Source organism: Caulobacter hibisci (genome assembly GCF_016135805.1).
Taxonomy (GTDB): Bacteria; Pseudomonadota; Alphaproteobacteria; order Caulobacterales; family Caulobacteraceae; genus Caulobacter; species Caulobacter hibisci.
This window is the reverse complement of record NZ_JADWOX010000037.1, coordinates 1-15,804: the sequence shown is the minus strand read 5'-3', so window position 1 is coordinate 15,804 and position 15,804 is coordinate 1. Positions and strand designations below refer to the sequence as shown.

Genomic DNA, 15,804 nt, shown 5'->3' with positions numbered 1-15,804 from the left:
CCGCGCTCTTACCCCGAGGCCCCCGCGCGGCGGGGGGGGGGGGCGCCCGCGCCCGGGGGGGGCGCCCCCGTGACGGGGCGCCGAGCTTGAACTCGCCCCCTCCGTCACGCTGCGTATCCGCAGCGCGCCACCTCCCCCGTTTCTCGGGGGAGGAGTAGGGGCTAGCGGCGCCTAGTGTCGCCCTTCGCTCTTCCCGATGACGTACTCATGCGTCAGGTCCAGATCCAGCCGCACCGAGCCGTCCGGCGGCGAGCCGCCGTCCAGCCGCAGCCGTTCGCCGAGCACCAGATAGGCCTGGGCGTCCGGCTCGACATTGTTGAGATGGATCTTTGACGACCCGCCCGGCGGGATCGTCCGCGCCAGGCTGACGGGGCGCGCCTGCGCCTTGGGGAACACCACGACCGTCGAATTCTGGACGTCGCTGCTCTGGTTGATGAGGGTGAGCTCGTAATCCGCCACGCCGCAACCTCCCTATGTCTCGCGGTCTGACGCCGCTGACAGGAAGTAAACGCATAACGTGGTTACTTGGCAACGACTCTAGTCAGGCGAGGGTTGCGACCTGTGGCCGCGCCTCGAAGCGTCGAGCGTGGCGGGCGCCGAAACCGCCCACACTTTCCCTTAATTCGCCCGGCGCGCGGCCCCCGGCAGATGCAGCGAAAACTCAGGGATCTGAGCATCGAAGGCCTCGCCGGCCTCGGTGACCATCTGGTAGCGGCCGACCATCGTGCCCGACGGCGTCGGCAGCGGGCAGTTGGAGACGTAGCGGAAGGCCTCGCGCGGCCGCAGCTCCGGCTGCTCACCGACCACGCCCGAGCCCTCGACCTCGTTGCTGCGGTTCATGGCGTCGGTGACCCGCCACCAGCGCGCCACCAGGTGCACGGTCTCGACGCCGTGGTTCTCGATCTCGACGGTGTAAGCCCACAGGTAGAGACCCTGCTCGGGCGAGGATTCCTCGGGCAGGTAGCTGGGGGCGACCCGCACGACGATGTCGCGCGTGCGGGCCTCGTAGATGCCGGTGTCGGCGCCGCGGCGTCGACGGATCCGCTTCAGGGGCGGGCTGGACTCACGCCTGGTCGAGCGCACGGATCACGTCCCGGGTCAGGTCGCCGAGGCTTTCGAGGCCCACCGACAGGCGCACGCCGCCTTCGGTGACGCCCAGCAGCGGGCGCATTTCCTCGGGCACCGAGCGGTGCGTGGTGGTCGGCGGGTGGGTGGCCATCGACTTGGCGTCGCCCAGATTGTTGGAGATGTCGACGATCTCCAGCGCGTTCAGGAACTTGAAGGCCGCCTCGCGCGAGCCGAGGTCCAGCGCGATCACCGTGCCGCCGCCGCTCATCTGCTGCTTGGCCACGTCGTAGCCCGGGTGGTCGGCGCGGAAGGGGTACAGCACCTGCTGCACCTTCTTGTGCTCGGCCATGGTGTTGGCCAGGGCCAGGGCGCTGTCGGTCTGGCGGCGCACGCGCAGGTCCAGGGTCTCCAGGCCCTTCAGCATCACCCAGGCGTTGAACGGCGACAGCGACGGGCCGGTGTGGCGCATGCTGTCGCGGTAGAATTCCTCGTTGATCGCCTCGGTGGTCAGGATCGCCCCGCCCAGCACCCGGCCCTGGCCGTCGATGTGCTTGGTGGCCGAATAGACGACGACGTCGGCGCCCAGCTCCAGCGGCTGCTGGAAGATCGGGGTGGCGAAGACGTTGTCGACGATGACCTTGGCGCCGACGGCGTGGGCCAGCTCCGACACTGCGCGGATGTCGGTGATCGCCAGCACCGGGTTCGAGGGCGTCTCGATCAGCACGGCCTTGGTGTTGGGGCGCATCGCCGCTTCCCAGGCCTTGACGTCGGTGGCGTCGACGAAGGTGGTGTCGACGCCGAAGCGCGGCAGCCACTCGGCCACCAGCCAGCGGCACGAACCGAACAGGGCGTTGCCGGCCACCACGTGGTCGCCGGCCCGCACCAGGCCCATCAGCGAGGAGTGGACGGCGGCCATGCCGGTGGCGGTGGCGCGGCAGACCTCGGCGCCTTCCAGCAGGGCCAGGCGGTCCTCGAACATCTTCACGGTCGGGTTGTTGAACCGCGAATAGACGAAGCCGGGCTCCTCGCCCGAGAACCGGCGATCGGCGCCCTCGGCGCTGTCATAGGTGAAGCCCTGGGTCAGGTAGAGCGCCTCGGCGGTCTCCATGAACGGCGAACGCGCCAGACCCCCGCGGATCAGCTTGGTGGCGGCGTCCCAGTTCTTAGGATCTTCGGACACGCGATACTCCCGATGACATTTAGGCCCGCGCCCTCAGCTTCGATGGGCGCAATCGCCGACGGTATAGGCGATCTTTCACCGCTTCGTCACGGTCCGAGCGCGCCAGGCGAGCGTTGGGGCGGCGCAGGTCGCCTGACGCCGTCCAGATTCTCGCGGCCTCGCCCATAGCGCCCTTGCCTCGCGGCGCCGCTTTAGAGAGTGTGCGGCCGATGACCGACGCCCACGCCGCGGGGATTCTGCCCTGCCAGACCATCGAGGACCTGATCGCCCAAGAGGCGATCACCTCGCAGACGCCGTTCGACCACGACCAGGTGCAGCCCGCCAGCCTCGACCTGCGGCTGGGCGTGCGCTGCTGGCGCGTGCGGGCCTCGTTCCTGCCCGGCGTCGCCCGTCGCGTGCCCGACCGCCTCAAGGACGTGGCCATGCACGAGCTCGACCTGTCGAAGGGCGCGGTTCTGGAGAAGGGCTGCGTCTACATCGCCGAGGTGCAGGAGCGCCTGGCCCTGCCGGCCAATGTCGCCGCGCGCGGCAATCCCAAGAGCTCCACGGGCCGGGTCGACGTCTTCGTGCGCCTGCTCAGCGACCACTCCAAGGCCTTCGACGATATCGAGGCCGGTTATGAGGGGCCGCTCTATATCGAGATCGCGCCCCAGACCTTCTCGGTGCTGGTCCGGGCCGGCACGCGCCTGAACCAGCTGCGCCTGAAGCGCGGCGATCCGGCCAAGCTGGCCATCCGCAGCGTCGGCGTCGACCTGACGCCGGGCGACACCGGCATCGTCGGCTTCCGCGGCCGTCGCCACGCCGGCGTCATCGACCTCGACCGCGAGGACGGCCACGACCCGCGCGACTTCTGGGAGCCGCTGGAGACCCGCCACGGCGAGCTGCTGCTCGATCCGGGCGAGTTCTACATCCTGGCCTCGAAGGACGACGTCGAGATCCCGGTCATGGAAGCGGCCGAGATGACCCCGATCGACCCGTCGGTCGGCGAATTCCGCGTCCACTACGCCGGCTTCTTCGACCCGGGCTTCGGCACCGAGGAGGCCGGGGCCGTCGGCTCCAAGGGCGTGCTCGAGGTGCGCAGCCACGAGACCCCGTTCCTGCTGGAGGACGGCCAGACCGTCGCCCGGCTGGTCTACGAGCCCCTGACCGCCCGTCCGGCCCGCCTCTATGGCGAGGGCGGATCGCACTATCAGAGGCAGGGGCTGAAGCTTTCCAAGCACTTCAAGCCGTGGCGTTAGGCCGCGGCGCTTCGCGCTCGCGCGGTTAACCCGCATCACCCTAGGCTGGTCTCGTATTCCTGTCGGGGGAAGCGATGGTTTCAGCTTGGGTGAGAGGCGTTCGACGCCTGCTGGCGGTCATGACGGCGGTCGTGGGGCTGTCTGGCGTCGCCCATGCCGCTCCGGCCATGTGGGAAGTCAGCGACGGCGACTCCCGCATCTATCTGTTCGGCTCGATGCACGTGCTGTCGCCCGACCTCCGCTGGCGCACCCCGGCCTTCGACCGCGCCTACGCCCAGGCCGGCAAGCTGTGGTTCGAGACCCGCGTCGACGCCGACCCCGTCGCCGTGAAGGCCCTGGTCGATCGCTACGGCGTCGACGCCAGCCGCTCCCTCACTGAGAAGCTGCCGCCGCGCACCGTGGCCAGCCTGCGCGCGGCTCTCGACCAGCGCGGCGCCAGCCTCGACCGCGTCGATCACCTGCGGCCCTGGGCGGCGGCGATGATGCTGTCCGTCCTGCCGATGACGGAAGCCGGCGGCTCGGTGGCCAGCGGCGCCGACGCGGCCGTCACCCGCCAGGCCGTGAAGGCCGAGAAACCGATCCTGTCCTTCGAGAGCTTCGAGCAGCAGCTGCGGCTGTTCGCCGACCTGCCCGAGGCGGTCGAGGTGCAGTATCTCGACGACGTCGCCGCCGAGCAGGTCTCGCCGCCGCGCTGGGGCGTGGACCTACAGAAAGCCTGGCTGAAGGGCGATGTCGACCGCCTGGGCGCGATCCTGGTCGAGGGCATGCGCCGCGACCGTCCCGAACTGTACGAGGCCCTGCTCAAGCGCCGCAACCTGGCCTGGGCGGAGGTTCTGGATCGCGAGATGGCCGGCTCAGGCGTCGAACTGGTCACGGTCGGGGCCTTGCACATGGCCGGTCCCGACGGCCTGCCGGCCCTGATGAAGGCGCGCGGCTATCGCGTGCGGCGGGTGCAGTAAGGCCGCGAAGCGGTGCATGGTCGGGGCATGAGCGCGCCCGACCCCTCCTGGCTGTCCGACTTCATGCAGGCCGAGCGCCTGGACGCGGCCTTCGCCGAGGCCTTCCACATCCTGCATAGACCGTTGGCCGAGCGGCTGGTCGAGGCGGCGCGGGCGCATGGCCGACCGGGCTTCGTGGCGGGTCTCTCGGGACCCCAGGGCGCGGGCAAGTCCACCCTGGTGGCGGTGGTCGCGCGGCTGCTGGCGGACCAGGGGCTGAGCGTTGCGACCCTGTCGCTGGACGACCTCTACCTGACCCGCGCCGAGCGCCAGGCCTTGGCCGCCGACGTCCACCCGCTGCTGGCCACCCGCGGCCCGCCGGGCACGCACGACGTGGCGCTGGGGCTCTCGACGCTGGACGGCCTGGCCGGGGCGGGGCGCACGGCCCTGCCGCGCTTCGACAAGGCGTCCGACGACCGCGCCCCGCGTGAAGCCTGGCCGCTGTTCGACGGTCCCGCCGACGTGGTGCTGCTGGAAGGCTGGTGCCTGGGCGCGCGGCCGCAGGGGCCGGCGGCCCTGGCTGCGCCGCCAACGCCTTGGAGCGCGACGAGGACCCGGACGGCGCCTGGCGCGGCTTCATCGACGCCGCTCTGGCCGGTCCCTATCGCGACCTCTTCGCCCGGCTCGACTGGCTGGCGGTGCTGACGGCGCCCGATTTCGCCACGGTGCGGGCCTGGCGACGCGAGCAGGAGGCCAAGCTGCAAGCCCGCCTGGCCGCCGAAGGCCGGCGCGGCGGCCTCGATTCGGCCGCCCTAGAGCGCTTCCTCGACCACTATGAGCGCCTCACCGCCTGGTGCGCGCAAGACCTGCCCGGGCGGACCGATCTGCACGTTCCGCTGGGCCGCGACCGGCGAGCGCTTACGCCGTCCTGAGTCGCGAAAAACGCAAGCTGAGCGTCGTGCTCAAGCTGTCGCGCGACACGGCGTCGCACTACATGTGGTGTCTGTCACGCTGGCTATCATCAAGTGCTAGTGTCTGATTGTTGCGGTTACACGCAGATTCGATCTCGTGCCCGCCCGCGTCGACAGGAGCCCCAGCGTCATGAACCGCCTCTTTTCCGGCCCGTTCTCGACCCACAGCCAGCGCGTCTCCGCCTGGGAGCGGGCCGAGCGCATCCCCGGTTGCGACAAGGCCGTCTGGCGCTGCGACGCCGAGGGCCGGGTGATCCGCTGGGACGACTACGGCGACCGCTTCTCGCAATATGGCTGGCTGCTCAACGCCGACCCCAAGGCCCACTGGCTGGCCAAGGCCCTGGGGGTCACCCCGCCGATGCCCCTCCACTGGCGTGGGGAGCGCGACGCGGCTTAAACGCGATTTTTGTCCAGGGTCCTTGACATGGAGCCGGATTGATATGTCAAATACCCTTGTCATTTTGACGGGGGACCTTGGCATGTCGGGTATGAGCCTCGCGCATCGGCGCCTGTTTGCGTTCGTGGCCGGAAGCCTGGTCATCGCCGCCGTCGGCGGGGTGGTCGGGGCCGGCCTGGTGGTCGCCCAGCGCCAGTCCGCCAGCCTTTCCGTTCCCGTGCTCGCCCTGATCGTCGCGGTGGTGATGAGCGCGGTCATGGCCGCGACCCTTTGGCTGGGCGCGCGCTGGTGGCTGGCGGCCGACGAGGCGACGCGCGAAGCCCACAAGTGGTCGTGGTACTGGGGCGGCTCCACCGGCCTCTGCATCGGCGGCGTGGCCTGCATCCTGATCACCTTCTTCCCGCGCGAGGTGAACGCCTCGCTGGACGGCGCCCTGTCGCCGGCCCACGCGCTGGTGGCGGGCATGGGGGTTCTGGGCGGACTTCTGATCCTCGGCTACGGCCTGTTCTGGGCCGCCTGGTGGCTGGCGCGGCGCTGACCCTCCGATGAAAAACCGCCTCAAGGTGCTACGCGCCGAGCGCGACTGGAGCCAGGCCGACCTCGCCCAGCGCCTCGACGTCTCGCGCCAGACCGTCAACGCGCTCGAGACCGGCAAGTATGATCCCAGCCTGCCGCTGGCCTTCCGGATCGCCCGCCTGTTCGAACAGCCCATCGAAGCCATCTTCCAGGACGAGGCCTGACATGAATGCCGAGCCGCAGCCTTCGAAAGTCTCGCCGCGCCTTCTCCGCATCCTGATCTTCGCGGCCGTCGCCGCGCCGGTCGGCTACGGCCTGGGCCACTGGATGAAGCGCGGCGCGTGGACGATCCACCTGCCGCCGTCCGACGCTCTGACTTTGGTGCTGGCGTCGGTGCTGGTCCTGTCTGGCCTGATCGTCATGGCCACGGCCGCCAATCGCATGGCGCTGGGCAAGCGGATCAACGGCGAGGCCGGTCGCGCCGCCACGCCCGACCAGGTGCGCTTCTATGTCGGGCAGGGCGGGGTGATGCTGCTGGCGGGCGTCATGCTGGCCGCGCCGCCGCTCGCCGTGGCCCTGTTCAATCCGCTGTCGCCGCTGCTGGCCTCGGCGGTGATGACCGGTCTGATCGCCCTGTTCCTGCTGCAGACCGTCGGCAATATCGGCCTCTGGATGCGCTGCGACGAACTCATGCGCCGCGTCATGGCCGAGACCGCCGCCGTCTCGTTCGTACTGCTCCAAGGGCTGCTGTTCCTGTGGGCCGCCGGCGAGAAGCTGGCCCTGCTGCCGGCCATGACGCTGTGGGACGCCTTCAACGTCACCATGATCGGTTATCTTGTGATCTCCGTGCTGGTGGGCTGGCGACGCGGCCTGGTCGAATAGCCGCCTCTCTCTCTCGCGACTTGCCCGAAGCGCCGGGCCGAATTTCCGAACGCCGATCCATTCTTGGGAGCCTGCATGTTCAAGTCGTCCGTCAAAGCCGTTCGCCGCACGATCGTCGGCCTCGTCTCCGTCCTGGCGCTCGGCGCGGCGACGCCGTCCCTGGCCGATCCCGCCCTGTGGGTCGTCAAGGACAAGGACTCGACGATCTACCTGTTCGGCACGGTCCACGTGCTGCGACCCCAGACCCAGTGGCGCACGCCGAAGCTGGACGGGGCGTTCAAGGCCTCCGCGGAACTGGTCACCGAAGTGGTCGGCGCCGACGATCCGGCCGTCATGCAGCCGCTGATGATCCAGTACGGCATCGACCGCACCACGCCGCTGTCGAAGAAGCTGTCGCCCGCCGACTGGGACAAGGCCAAGGGCTATGCCCAGGGCATGGGCCTGCCCGAGCCGGTCTTCGACTCCATGCGCCCGTGGATGGCCTCGGTCACCCTGGCGCTGGCGCCGATGCTCAAAGCCGGCTTCGATCCCCAGAAGGGCGTCGAGCAGGTGCTGACCGCCGAGGCCAAGGCCGCCGGCAAACCCCTGGCCAGCCTCGAAACCGCCGAGCAGCAGCTGCGCTTCTTCGCCGACCTGCCGGCCAAGGACGAGGTGGACCTGCTGGAATCGACCCTGGCGGAGGTGGACGAAGGGCCGGCCAAGCTCGACAGCCTGGTCACCGCCTGGGCCAGTGGCGACCTCAAGGCGCTGGAAGGCGAGTTCGTCACCGAGATGCGCGAAAAGTATCCGCCGCTCTACAACCGGCTGATCGTCGCCCGCAACACCACCTGGGCCGGCGAGTTGAAGACCAAGTTGGCCGGCAAGGGCGTCAGCTTCGTCGCCGTCGGCGCTGGTCACTTGGTGGGCCCCGACAGCGTCCAGGCCGAGCTGGCCAAGCTCGGGATCAAGGCCGAGCGGATTCAGTAGGGCGCGGCGAGGCCGTTTCACGGCTTGAGCGACAGGGGAAGACCGGCTAAGCAGCCCTTCCACGGTCGCTCGCGACCCGTGCGGGCGTAGTTCAGAGGTAGAACGTCAGCTTCCCAAGCTGAATGTCGGGGGTTCGATTCCCCCCGCCCGCTCCAAGCTTTCTTCGAGCGCCTACGAAAAAGGCCCGCCGTCTCCGGCGGGCCTTCGTCGTTTCGGGGATCGGCTTGGCTCAGGCCGCAGCCGACTTCTTCGTCGCCCAGACCGACGCCGCCAGCAGCACCGCGCCCAGAACCAGCGACGCGTCGAGGATCCAGGCGACCGGATCCACGGCCTTGCCGGTGTTCAGGCCCAGGTGCACCAGCGCCACCAGGGCCAGGCTGACCGCCGAGGCCGAGCGCAGGCGAACCGAGATCACCGCCGGCGTCCACAGGAAGGCGCTGGCGGCGGCCAGCAGGGTGACGCCGCCCCAGACGGCGACCGGCGGCAGGCCCGTGGCCAGCAGGGCGACGATGGCCGACACGCCGTAGGCCAGCGGCTGGCTCCAGCAGAAGGCGACCCAGACCCGCTCCCAACGCGGGGCGGGGCGGCCCTTGTCGCGCCGACGGGCCAGCCAGATGGCCACGCCGCTGGCGGTCACCGCCGTCAGGCCCAGGCCCAGCAGGAAATAGGCGACCTTGACCGGCCAGCCGCCGAACCAGCCGAAGTGCAGCGGCGTCAGGCTGGAATAGATGGCCATGCCCAGGTTGCCGCCCTCGAAGCCGGCCGCGCCCAGCACCTTGGCGTTTCCGTCGACGATCATGGTCTCGCCGCGCGACAGCCGGCCGGGCGTGACGCGGTTGACGCTCATGTGCTGGCCGGCCTCGCCGGGATGCTCGACGAAGATGTAGTTGAAGCCGGCCTTGGGGTTCTGGGCCTGCAGCACGGCCAGGCCCTTGGCGACGTCGATCACCGGGGCCGGGCGCGGATCGTCGGCCACGGGCGGACCGCTGAACAGGGCGAAGACCTTCTCGCGATTGCCGTCGAACACCACCAGGGCCAGCACCCCGACGATCAGGACGCTAAGGCCCAGGAACGCGCCGGTCAGCGACACCACCACGTGGAAGGGCAGGCCCCAGACCGAGATGCGGTTGTGCAGATCGGCCTCCTGCAGGCGCTTGGAGCCGCCCCAGCGAAACGCAAAGGCGTCCTTGAACACGCGCGGATGCGACAGCACGCCCGACACCAGCGAGGACAGCAGCGCCACGCCCGTCAGGCCGACGACGAAGAAGCCCCAGCTCGACGGCAGGTGCAGCACGGTGTGCAGGGCGGCCTGGAACTGCGTCCACGGCGTGCGCTGTTCGGCGACCAGCTTGCCCGAGGCGTCGGCGAACCAGGTGTGCTCGGCCCCCTTGGCGTCGTCGCCGTGCACCGACAGGCGCGGATAGGCGGGCTCGGGCATGCGGATGAACAGGTCGTGGGCCTTGGGGTTCTTGGCCAGGGTCTCCTCGAAGGCCGCGCCGACGGCGGCGGGCGTCACGCTGTGCAGCACCGGAACGGCCGGCTGTTCCCAGCGGGTGAACTCGCTGGTGAACACCGCCACCGCGCCCGAGAAGCAGACGAGATAGATCAGGGCGGCGAAAGCGAGACCGAGCGCCGAGTGGCCGGCCAGCATGGCCCGCACGAAGCCGGCGGGGACCTTCGGCCAGATCGGCTTGCCCGGTTTGGGCTTGGATTGCGGGGCGTGCATCAGAGGGAGCCCTTCAGCAGGACGGCGCCGAAGCCGGCGACGGTGACGCCGACCAGCACGGCCAGGGCGCGCAGGATCTTGTCGTCCGACAGGGTCCAGGCCATGCCGCCTGCCCACAGGAACGGCACCAGCATGCCGCCGATGATCAGCCGGGTCTTGACCTCGGCAGGGAAGCAGACGGCGACGGCCAGACCCACGGCCATGGCGGCCGCGCCGCCGAGCGGTCCGGCGAGAAAGCCGCGCAGCCAGCCGCGCCAGGCGATGCGGCGGCGGTCGGACGGCTCCAGGGCCAGCTCGCGCGGCGCCTTGCGCTTGGCCGTCCGCAGCTCGACCCCGGCGGCCACGACCGCCAGGGCGACCGTCGAGGCCAGGGCCAGCAGGATCGCCGGACCGCGCACCGCGCCCAGCACTGGCACGGAGGCGGCCAGCGCCACGGCCAGCAGCGCCCAGCCGCCGACGATCAGCCAGGGCCGGCGGGCGTCTGCGTGGGTCCAGGCGCGCCGCAGCAGCAGCGCGCCGCCCAGGGCGATGGGGGCGAGAGCCAGTCCACCCAGCCCGATCACCAGCGGGTCTCCAGCGTGACGCCCAGGATGCGCGGCTCGCCCAGCAGGGCCACCGGCACGTCGTCGCGGCCGTATTGCTTGTACTTTTCGTTCAGCAGGTTCTTGGCGAACACGTAGGCTCCCCAGTTGGCGCCCCAGCGATCCGTCTCGTAGCCGAAGCGGCCGTTGACCAGGGTGCGGGCGTCGGCGATCCGCCCGTCCTGCTCGCCGCCGGCCTCGGTGAAGGCCTTGGCGCGATAGTTGGCGTTCAGGTTGGCCACCAGGCCGTTGTCCCAGCGGTAGTCGCCGCCGACCGCGAAGGTCCAGTGCGGGGCGTAGGGGAATTCCGAGCCCGACAGGTCGCGGATGTCCGATCCCGTGCCGACCCGGAACTCGTCGAACTTGGTCCTGGTGTGGCCCAGCGACGCCCACCAGCTGGCCTTGGACGACAGGCGTTGGTTGAGCTCGACCTCGAAGCCGTAGAGGTGCGAGGTCCCGGCGTTCTCGACCTGGTAGTCGTAGGTGTTGAGGCCCAGATTGACGATCACCTGCTGGTCGGTCCAGTCGACATAGTAGGCGTTGGCGTTGGCCGTCAGCCCCCACTGCGGCAAGTAGGAGCGCAGCGAAAGCTCGTAGTTCCAGGTGAATTCCTGGTCGTAAGGCACGACGCTGGCGCGGGCGGCGTTGACCGTCGAGCCGCCCGAGCGGTAGCCGCGCTGCACCACGAAGCTGGTCGAGAGGTCGTCGGTCCAGGCGTATTTGACGCCCAGCTTGGGCAGGAAGGCGTCGAACTTGCGGGTGGCGCCCGGCGAGGAGGCGCCGGCCTGGGCGACCATCGAGGCCACGAAGTTGTTCACCAGCACCACGTACGACGCATAGGGGCCAAAGCTGGCCGGGGTCGGATAGGTCCCGGCGAACACCGCCGTCTGCCTGGACTCCTGCTCGTTTTCCTCGTGGTCGTAGCGGAAGCCGGCCAGCAGGCTGAGCTTCGGCGTCAGGTCGAAGCTGCCGTCGGCGAACAGGGCGGTGGTGGTGACGATCTCGGGCGCGTCCGACGAATAGTCGACCGGGATCACCGGCAGGGCGGCGACATAGAGGGCCGCGAAGGCGTTGGCCTGGGCCTGGGCCGTGGCCAGCGGCACGCCGCCGCCGGTCAGGGTCGAGGTCAGCACGCTGACCAGGGTGGCGGTGGGGAAGGGCACGTTGGTCAGGCTGGCCGACTTGCGGTCGGCGTCGCGCTTGGCGTGGTACAGGCCGACCACGCCCTTGAACCGCTCGCCGTCATAGTTGAGGCGCAGCTCCTGGCTGGTGGTCTTCACCACCTCGTCCTGGCCGCCGTAGGACAGCCGGGCCGGCGTCAGGTCGACGTCATAGCGCTGGGCCAGATCCACCTTGCTCCACGATAGCGCGCCCGACAGGGTGAAGCGGTCGCCCAGGCTCTGCGAGAGCTCCAGATTGGCGATGTCGGTGGTGATGTCGCTGGTGTTGGGGCTGTCGGTCGTGCTGACGCGGTGGTCGTAATAGTCCGGCGTGTCGGTGCGGGCGTAGGTGTAGAGATAGCCCGACCTGTTCTCGTTGCGGCTGTAGGTGGCGATCGCCTTGAAGCCTTCGAGAGCTGTCGGCGTCAGCAGCAGCTTGCCGCGATAGGAGCGGGTGTCGACGGCGTCGTCGTCGCGCTTTTGGACGGTGTTGTAGATGAAGCCGTCGGCCTGGCGATCGTGGAAGGCCAGCCGGAACGCCAGCTGGTCGTCGACGATCGGGCCGCCGCCGGCCAGGCCGATCGAGCGGTCGTCGCCGCTGGCGAAGGCGACCTGGCTATTGAAGTTCCAGTCGAAGGTCGGGTCGGTGGTGCGGATGATCACCGCGCCGGCCAGGGCGTTGCGGCCCTGCAGGGTCGATTGCGGACCGCGGAAGATCTCGACCTGGCCCACGTCCCACATGTCCAGCGGGCCGCCGTACATGGCGCGTTCGGGAATGGCCGCGCCGTCGACATAGACGGTGGCCAGGCCGCTGGTGCCGCCGCCCGAGACGTTGTTGTTGGCCACGCCCCGGATCGTGAAGCCGCTCTTGCCGTAGGTCTCGCTCATGTTCGCCGTCTTGGCGACCAGGTCGTAGAAGCTGCGGATCTGTTCGCGCTCGATCGTGGCGGCGGTGGTCACGGCCACGCTGGTGACGGTGTCCTGCACCGAGCGGTTGGTCTTCTCGCCGGTGACGACCACGGCTTCGACGGCGGTGGGTGCGTCGGCCGGGGCCGTCGCGATCGGCGCATCGGCCGCCCAGGCGCCGCCCGCCAGCAAGGCCCACGCGCCCACGGCGCTCGCCGTCATCAACCGCGACTTCATGCAATCCCCCGTTACTTAAGAACGGGTCGCAGCTATCCGGCGTTTAGTTGCGAGTCAAATGCAAACTCATTTGCAAATGTAATCGCCAGGCGCGCAGAACCGATCACGCGCGCCTTGATTTAGCCGGCTCCGCCTAACCGGGGAGAGCGGGCGGCGCGGCGGCCTTGGCCGCGTCATAGGCCGCCCATTCGGCCTCCATCTGCCGCTGCCAGCGGGCCCGCAGCACCGCCGGCCGTTGGCCGTGGCGATCGTCGAGGAACTGCGCGGCCACCACCCGGTCGGTGCGGAAGTTGCGAAAGTCGCTGCGCAGCTCGCACCAGGCGATCAGCATCCGCACGGTGGAGAGGTAGCCGACGGTCACCGGCCAGACGACCCGCTGGCTGACCGCGCCCTTCTCGTCGCGATAGTCCAGGCGGATCTTGCGGCCGGCGTGGATCCAGGCCCGGGTCTGGGCCATGTCGATATTGTCGGGCGTCGGGTTCCACGGCGCGGGGGCGCGGGTGGCCGGCTCCAGCACATAGGGCCGCAGGTTGTCGGGCACGGCGGCGGCGATCTTCGCGATCAGGTCGCGGGCGGCGGTGGCCAGGGCGGGATCCCCGCGGCCGGCGACCCACTGGGCCCCCAGCACGGCGGCTTCGATCTCGTCCGGCGTCAGCATCAGGGGCGGCATGTCGTATCCGGCCTCCAGAACATAGCCGACGCCCGCCTCGCCGCGGATGGGCGCCCTCTGACCGACCAAGGCGGCGATGTCGCGATAGACGCTGCGCTTGGAGGTCTCCAGTTCGCCGGCGATGGCGTCGGCGGTGACCGGCGCGCGGCTGCGGCGAAGAATCTGGATGATCTGGAATAGGCGTTCAGCGCGTCTCATGGGGTCTACCGTGCCTGATCGTTGCTGACAGCATGCTGGCAGCAGGGTGGCGGCAGTCTCTCCTCATCGCAACCGCGCACGAGAGGGACCTCGAGATGATCACGCTCTACGCCGCCGGCCCGGCCTACGGCCTGCCCGAGGGAAGCCCCTACGTCACCAAGACCGAGATCCACCTGATGATGGCGGGCCTCGCCTACGACAAGGTCCCGGCCCGTCCGGAGACCTCGCCCAAGGGCCAGCTGCCGTGGATCGACGACGACGGGGTCAAGGTCGCCGACTCCACCTTCATCCGCGCCTATCTCGAACGCAGCTACGGCGTCGATCTCGACGCCGGCCTGACCCGGGTCGAGCGCGCCCAGGCCTGGACGATCGAGCGGATGGTCGAGAACCAGCTGGGCTGGGCCAATTGCTATTTCCGCTTCTTCGACTTCGACAATTTCGAGAAGGGGCCGGCCCGGTGGTTCGACGGCGCGCCCGAGGCGATGCGGGCCGAGCTGCGGGCGAGCCTGCTCGACGCGGTCGAGGCCAATCTGAAGGCCGTCGGCGTCGCTCGCCACGGCCCCGACGAGATCGTCGAGCTGGCCGCCTGGTCGCTGACCGCCCTGTCGGAACTGCTGGGCGACAAGGCCTTCATGATGGGCGAGCGGCCGACCAGCGTCGACGCCATCGTCTTTGCCATGCTGGCCCAGATCCTGACGCCGTTCTTCGACTCGCCGATCCGCCAGCGGGCCGAGGGCTTCTGCAACCTGGTGGCCTATGCCGAGCGGATGCTGGCGACCTTCTATCCGGGCTTCGCGCCGCAAGTCCGCTCGGAGACTCTCTGGGCGGCGTGATCCGTAGCCGCCCGGACGTTGTCGCGGGGCGCTTCCTCCTGTAGATGCGACGCATTCTTATCGAGTGCGTGGAGTCTATCGGCGTGGGACGACCCCGGACGGGCGGGCGAGGCGGGGACAAGGCGCTCGCGACGGGCGTGTCCCTGGGTCTCCACGCGGCCGTGGTCGTGGCGCTGTTCGGCTTCGTCCGCGCCATGCCGGGCCTGACCGAGCCGCCGGCCATGGAGGCGGCGCTGTTCGAGGCCCTGACGCCCAGTCCCCGGCCTTCGCCGTCCACGGCGTCGAGCGAACGGCGGGCCGAAGAGGTGCCGCGCGAAGTCCGCAGCGTTTCGCCGATCCGGCCGCGCCCGGTTCCGATCCCCGCGCCCGAGCCGCTGATCGCCGCCGCGCAGGTCGCGCCGCAGCCGGTCGAGAGCCGGGTTTCTTCATCGGTGACGCCCGTGGCGGCCGTTGCCGCGGCCGCTTCGGCCCCGGCCGGCGGCGGTGCGCCGGTTCAGGTTCGAGGCGACGCGTCCAAGTCGCACGATCCCTACGCCGCCCTGGTGCTGTCGTGGATCGAGGCCCGCAAGACCATGCCCGAGGCGCTGCGCCGTCGCCGCACCCAGGGCGTGGTGGTGGTGGCCTTCACCCTCGACCGCTTCGGCCGGATGTCGCGGGCCAGCATCGTCGAAAGCAGCGGCGATCACGCCGTCGACGCCGCCGCCCTGGACCTGCTCTCCAACGCCGCCCCGTTCCCCAAGGCCCCCCGCGACTCCGACTGGAACCGCCGCCGCTTCGAAACGCCGATTTCGTATGCCGTGAAGGGGTAGGCAGAAGATCCTCCCCCTTTGGGGGAGGTGGCCCGCAGGGCCGGAGGGGGGACGTTTTCAGCTTTCGAAACGTCCGTCGTTTCACCCGGCCCCCGTTCACCCGGCCCCCACAACAAATCCCGCCTCCCTCGCCCTCGTGGCGAGGGCCCATGCTGGCGACCGCTCAAACCTCGACCGTCCTGCCAAGGTCTGAGCGGCTGAACCGTGGATCCTGGGCACAAGGCCCAGGAAGGCGGCTTTAGGTTGGTCGGACGGGGATTGGCGGGCGTCCATCCCCGGCGAACTCGAAAAAGAGTCCCACCAAAACAGCGCACTACAACTTTCTCACCCAAACTTATCAGACGCGCCAAAACCGCCCCCATACTAAACCCATCCCAGCCATGGGGAGGGCTCTTGGTACCGGCCCAAGTTGCGGCTGTGATCGCATCGAGCGGGGCCGCTTGGGGCGTTGCGAGAAGGGCGGGTTTGCAGGATCGCTCAGAAGGCGTGATTGGACCGCCAGCCGTTCCGTGATGTTACGAGTGGGTC

Annotated in this window: 18 protein-coding genes and 1 tRNA gene; 12 read left to right on the top strand and 7 right to left on the bottom strand. The window is 69.7% G+C overall.

Going from position 1 to position 15,804, the window contains the following annotated elements; translation table 11 throughout:
- Positions 1-171 precede the first annotated feature (171 nt).
- From I4Q42_RS25690 to metZ, 3 genes are all read right to left on the bottom strand, one after another.
- Positions 172-459, bottom strand: coding sequence for a hypothetical protein (locus I4Q42_RS25690; RefSeq protein ID WP_198578955.1), 288 nt, complete (start codon positions 457-459; stop codon positions 172-174).
- Positions 460-618: 159 nt separating this feature from the next.
- Positions 619-1,083 carry a Co2+/Mg2+ efflux protein ApaG gene (apaG, locus tag I4Q42_RS25685; RefSeq protein WP_198578954.1) on the bottom strand — a complete coding sequence of 155 codons (465 nt, stop codon included), beginning with the start codon at positions 1,081-1,083 and terminating at the stop codon, positions 619-621.
- On the bottom strand, positions 1,064-2,248 hold the full coding sequence (metZ, locus tag I4Q42_RS25680) for an O-succinylhomoserine sulfhydrylase (protein ID WP_198578953.1): 1,185 nt from the start codon (positions 2,246-2,248) through the stop codon (positions 1,064-1,066). Before metZ ends, apaG begins: the two co-directional genes overlap by 20 nt.
- Before the next feature lie 209 nt (positions 2,249-2,457).
- On the opposite strand from metZ, the gene I4Q42_RS25675 reads away from it, so the two are divergent.
- From I4Q42_RS25675 to I4Q42_RS25635, 10 genes are all read left to right on the top strand, one after another.
- Positions 2,458-3,486, top strand: coding sequence for a 2'-deoxycytidine 5'-triphosphate deaminase (locus tag I4Q42_RS25675; RefSeq protein ID WP_198578952.1), 1,029 nt, complete (start codon positions 2,458-2,460; stop codon positions 3,484-3,486).
- Between the two features lie 74 nt (positions 3,487-3,560).
- Positions 3,561-4,445, top strand: coding sequence for a TraB/GumN family protein (locus tag I4Q42_RS25670; RefSeq protein ID WP_198578951.1), 885 nt, complete (start codon positions 3,561-3,563; stop codon positions 4,443-4,445).
- A gap of 27 nt (positions 4,446-4,472) precedes the next feature.
- Positions 4,473-5,129: a hypothetical protein gene (locus I4Q42_RS25665; RefSeq protein ID WP_332873154.1), complete on the top strand. Its 657-nt coding sequence runs from the start codon at positions 4,473-4,475 to the stop codon at positions 5,127-5,129.
- The gene (locus I4Q42_RS26525) at positions 5,123-5,356 is read left to right on the top strand and encodes a hypothetical protein (protein WP_332873153.1); all 234 of its coding nucleotides are present in this window, start codon (positions 5,123-5,125) and stop codon (positions 5,354-5,356) included. The genes I4Q42_RS25665 and I4Q42_RS26525 overlap by 7 nt, the downstream gene beginning before the upstream one ends.
- Before the next feature lie 169 nt (positions 5,357-5,525).
- A complete protein-coding gene (locus I4Q42_RS25660; RefSeq protein WP_198578950.1) occupies positions 5,526-5,792 on the top strand; it encodes a hypothetical protein in 267 nt (88 codons plus the stop codon).
- 82 nt (positions 5,793-5,874) lie between these two features.
- Positions 5,875-6,330, top strand: coding sequence for a hypothetical protein (locus tag I4Q42_RS25655; RefSeq protein ID WP_198578949.1), 456 nt, complete (start codon positions 5,875-5,877; stop codon positions 6,328-6,330).
- 7 nt (positions 6,331-6,337) lie between these two features.
- Positions 6,338-6,532: a helix-turn-helix transcriptional regulator gene (locus I4Q42_RS25650; protein ID WP_198578948.1), complete on the top strand. Its 195-nt coding sequence runs from the start codon at positions 6,338-6,340 to the stop codon at positions 6,530-6,532.
- A 1-nt stretch (position 6,533) separates the two neighbouring features.
- Entirely contained in the window at positions 6,534-7,190 is a 657-nt protein-coding gene (locus I4Q42_RS25645; RefSeq protein WP_198578947.1) for a hypothetical protein, read from the top strand.
- 75 nt (positions 7,191-7,265) lie between these two features.
- Positions 7,266-8,156, top strand: a complete 891-nt coding sequence (locus tag I4Q42_RS25640; RefSeq protein ID WP_198578946.1) for a TraB/GumN family protein — start codon at positions 7,266-7,268, stop codon at positions 8,154-8,156.
- Positions 8,157-8,236: 80 nt separating this feature from the next.
- Positions 8,237-8,311, top strand: a tRNA-Gly gene (locus I4Q42_RS25635).
- 74 nt (positions 8,312-8,385) lie between these two features.
- Here I4Q42_RS25635 and I4Q42_RS25630 read toward each other — a convergent pair.
- From I4Q42_RS25630 to I4Q42_RS25615, 4 genes are all read right to left on the bottom strand, one after another.
- Positions 8,386-9,882 (bottom strand): PepSY-associated TM helix domain-containing protein, encoded by a 1,497-nt coding sequence (locus tag I4Q42_RS25630; RefSeq protein ID WP_198578945.1) that lies wholly within the window; start codon positions 9,880-9,882, stop codon positions 8,386-8,388.
- Positions 9,882-10,445 (bottom strand): hypothetical protein, encoded by a 564-nt coding sequence (locus I4Q42_RS25625; RefSeq protein ID WP_198578944.1) that lies wholly within the window; start codon positions 10,443-10,445, stop codon positions 9,882-9,884. Before I4Q42_RS25625 ends, I4Q42_RS25630 begins: the two co-directional genes overlap by 1 nt.
- Positions 10,442-12,766, bottom strand: a complete 2,325-nt coding sequence (locus I4Q42_RS25620; protein WP_198578943.1) for a TonB-dependent receptor — start codon at positions 12,764-12,766, stop codon at positions 10,442-10,444. The genes I4Q42_RS25625 and I4Q42_RS25620 overlap by 4 nt, the downstream gene beginning before the upstream one ends.
- Positions 12,767-12,899: 133 nt before the next feature.
- Complete coding sequence (locus I4Q42_RS25615; protein ID WP_198578942.1) at positions 12,900-13,634, bottom strand: helix-turn-helix transcriptional regulator; 735 nt, start codon at positions 13,632-13,634, stop codon at positions 12,900-12,902.
- Between the two features lie 95 nt (positions 13,635-13,729).
- Between I4Q42_RS25615 and I4Q42_RS25610 the strand changes: the two genes are divergently transcribed.
- Both I4Q42_RS25610 and I4Q42_RS25605 read left to right on the top strand, forming a co-directional pair.
- Positions 13,730-14,467, top strand: a complete 738-nt coding sequence (locus tag I4Q42_RS25610) for a glutathione S-transferase family protein (RefSeq protein WP_198578941.1) — start codon at positions 13,730-13,732, stop codon at positions 14,465-14,467.
- A 137-nt stretch (positions 14,468-14,604) separates the two neighbouring features.
- Positions 14,605-15,276, top strand: coding sequence for an energy transducer TonB (locus I4Q42_RS25605; protein ID WP_198578940.1), 672 nt, complete (start codon positions 14,605-14,607; stop codon positions 15,274-15,276).
- The last annotated feature ends 528 nt before the right edge of the window (positions 15,277-15,804 follow it).

Bases quoted from the DNA above. Each gene is read 5' to 3' on its own strand.
- I4Q42_RS25655 (WP_198578949.1), top strand. From the start codon at position 5,875: ATGTCGGGTATGAGCCTCGCGCATCGGCGCCTGTTTGCGTTCGTGGCC.
- I4Q42_RS25650 (WP_198578948.1), top strand. From the start codon at position 6,338: ATGAAAAACCGCCTCAAGGTGCTACGCGCCGAGCGCGACTGGAGCCAG.
- I4Q42_RS25660 (WP_198578950.1), top strand. From the start codon at position 5,526: ATGAACCGCCTCTTTTCCGGCCCGTTCTCGACCCACAGCCAGCGCGTC.
- I4Q42_RS25645 (WP_198578947.1), top strand. From the start codon at position 6,534: ATGAATGCCGAGCCGCAGCCTTCGAAAGTCTCGCCGCGCCTTCTCCGC.
- I4Q42_RS25610 (WP_198578941.1), top strand. From the start codon at position 13,730: ATGATCACGCTCTACGCCGCCGGCCCGGCCTACGGCCTGCCCGAGGGA.
- I4Q42_RS25670 (WP_198578951.1), top strand. From the start codon at position 3,561: ATGGTTTCAGCTTGGGTGAGAGGCGTTCGACGCCTGCTGGCGGTCATG.
- I4Q42_RS25665 (WP_332873154.1), top strand. From the start codon at position 4,473: ATGAGCGCGCCCGACCCCTCCTGGCTGTCCGACTTCATGCAGGCCGAG.
- I4Q42_RS25620 (WP_198578943.1), bottom strand. From the start codon at position 12,766: ATGAAGTCGCGGTTGATGACGGCGAGCGCCGTGGGCGCGTGGGCCTTG.
- I4Q42_RS25615 (WP_198578942.1), bottom strand. From the start codon at position 13,634: ATGAGACGCGCTGAACGCCTATTCCAGATCATCCAGATTCTTCGCCGC.
- I4Q42_RS25640 (WP_198578946.1), top strand. From the start codon at position 7,266: ATGTTCAAGTCGTCCGTCAAAGCCGTTCGCCGCACGATCGTCGGCCTC.
- I4Q42_RS25630 (WP_198578945.1), bottom strand. From the start codon at position 9,882: ATGCACGCCCCGCAATCCAAGCCCAAACCGGGCAAGCCGATCTGGCCG.
- I4Q42_RS25675 (WP_198578952.1), top strand. From the start codon at position 2,458: ATGACCGACGCCCACGCCGCGGGGATTCTGCCCTGCCAGACCATCGAG.